This window comes from Bradyrhizobium sp. (assembly GCF_019244115.1).
Lineage (GTDB): Bacteria > Pseudomonadota > Alphaproteobacteria > Rhizobiales > Xanthobacteraceae > Bradyrhizobium.
Map to the genome: position 1 here is coordinate 1 of NZ_JAFATE010000664.1, position 2,084 is coordinate 2,084.

Consider the following 2,084-nt stretch of genomic DNA (forward strand, 5'->3'; position numbering starts at 1 on the left):
TGCGGGTGATGGGTCAGTGCCGAGCCCCAGGTGTGCAGCACGGAGGTGATGCCGATCCTGGCACCGAGATGCCTGGGATCGGCGGCAATCGTCAGCATGGTCTCGGCCGAGACCTTGAACAGCAGATCGTAGACGACGGCCTTGTTCCGGTAGGCGATGTCGGCGATGGCCGCAGGCAGCGTGAACACCACGTGATAGTACGGCACCGGCAACAGTTCGGCCTCGCGGTCGGCGAGCCATTGCTTGGCGGCGGCGCCTTGGCACTTCGGGCAGTGCCGGTTGCGACAAGAGTTGTAGGCGATGGTCGTATAGGCGCAATCCGCGCAGCGCGCGACATGGCCGCCGAGTTCCGCCGTGCGGGAGGGTGTCAGTAACTCCGTGTAAGATGGTTTCTGTGAGTTTACCTTTGACAGGAGACTCACATGGCTACGGATTTTTCACCTGAGATTTTGGACCAGATTCTGGCTGGGGGCAGCCTCAAGCCGGAAGACCTTGCCGGCGAAGACGGGCTTTTCAGACGACTGAAGAAGGCGCTTCTGGAGCGTGCGCTGGGTGCGGAGCTGACCCACCACCTTGGCTATGAGAAGGGCGACCCGGCGGGCCGCGGGTCGGGCAACAGCCGCAACGGCACGAGCAGCAAAGCGCTTTTGACGGAGGACGGCGAGATCGAGATCGAGGTGCCGCGCGACCGCGCCGGCACGTTCGAACCGGTGATCGTCGCCAAGGGCCAGACCCGCTTCGACGGCTTCGACGAGAAGATCATCAGTCTGTACGGGCGGGGCATGACGGTGCGGGAGATCCAGGGTCATCTGGCCGAGCTCTACGGCACCGAGGTGTCCCCCGATCTGATCAGCAAAGTCACCGATGCGATCCTCGATGAGGTCCGCGAATGGCAGAGCCGGCCGCTGGAATCGATCTATCCGGTGGTCTTTTTCGACGCGCTCAGGGTCAAGATCCGGGATGAGGGGATGGTCAAGAACAAGGCGGTCTACGTCGTCTTGGGCATTACTGCATCGGGCGAGAAGGACGTGCTCGGGCTTTGGATCGAGCAGACCGAAGGCGCCAAATTCTGGCTCAAGGTCATGAACGATCTGAGGAACCGCGGCGTCGCCGACATCCTGATCGCCGTCGTCGACGGCCTGAAGGGCTTTCCGGAAGCGATCAACAGCGTCTTTCCCAAGGCGATGGTCCAGACCTGCATCGTGCATTTGATTCGCAACAGCCTGTCCTTCGTGTCCTGGAAGGATCGCAAGGCGATCCTGCCCTCGATCAAGGCGATCTACCATGCCGAGAATGCCGACGCCGCTCTGCTCAGGCTCGAGGACTTCGAAGCCGAGTGGGGCAAGCGCTATCCTGCGATCGGAGCGGCCTGGCGGCGGGCGTGGGAGCACGTCATCCCGTTCTTCGCCTTCGCGCCGGAAATCCGCAAAATGATCTACACCACCAACGCGGTCGAGGCGCTGAACCGTTCGCTGCGCAAGATCATCAAGACGCGCGGCAGCTTCCCCAACGACGAGGCCGCGATGAAGCTGCTTTACCTTGCCATCAGAAATGCCGGCATCCACTGGCGGCGACCGGTTGCATGGACGGCCGCGATGGGCCAGTTTGCCATCCAGTTCGGCGAGCGCTTTGCGCGCTCAGCGGACTGACCCCATGGGGTCAGTCCGCTGACCCCGCAAACCCTCTCACAGAGGCGCTCTTACACAAAACTTCTGACACTCCCGGCATGCTCGCCGGCGCGGTCGCGCGAGTAGAACAACACCGCCGCTGGCGGATCGGGACCGCCGAATGGACGATCGTCGCGCACATAGACCCAGAGCCGTCCGGGCGCGGTCTGCCCCTTTGGCAAGCACCGGCACGGGAGTCTCGTCGCCGTGGACGCGCTGGCCGACGAGCACGTGCGCACGGATCAGATCATGCAGCGGCCGCAGCAGCGCCGCGCAACCGCCCACCTGGTCGGCGAGCGTCGACAGGCTCAGCTCGATGCCCTCGCGGCCGTAGCGCTCCGACTGGCGGTTGAGCGGCTGGTGCTGCCCGTACTTCTCGAACAGGATCATCGCCAGCAGGGAAGGCCCGGCGAAGCC

2 protein-coding genes and 1 pseudogene are annotated in these 2,084 nt (G+C 63.7%); 1 reads left to right on the plus strand and 2 read right to left on the minus strand.

Annotation, left to right across the window (positions count from 1 at the left end):
* Nucleotides 1–422 (minus strand): IS91 family transposase (locus JOZ76_RS28890; RefSeq protein ID WP_441300122.1); only part of this gene is annotated, 422 nt, incomplete at its 3' end.
* On the opposite strand from JOZ76_RS28890, the gene JOZ76_RS28895 reads away from it, so the two are divergent.
* Nucleotides 423–1,649: an IS256 family transposase gene (locus JOZ76_RS28895; RefSeq protein WP_291704518.1), complete on the plus strand. Its 1,227-nt coding sequence runs from the start codon at nucleotides 423–425 to the stop codon at nucleotides 1,647–1,649.
* A gap of 77 nt (nucleotides 1,650–1,726) precedes the next feature.
* Here JOZ76_RS28895 and JOZ76_RS28900 read toward each other — a convergent pair.
* A pseudogene (locus JOZ76_RS28900) lies at nucleotides 1,727–2,084 on the minus strand (IS66 family transposase); the annotation flags it as partial.

Excerpts from the sequence above, each read along its gene's own strand:
- JOZ76_RS28895 (WP_291704518.1), top strand. The coding sequence starts at position 423 with ATGGCTACGGATTTTTCACCTGAGATTTTGGACCAGATTCTGGCTGGG.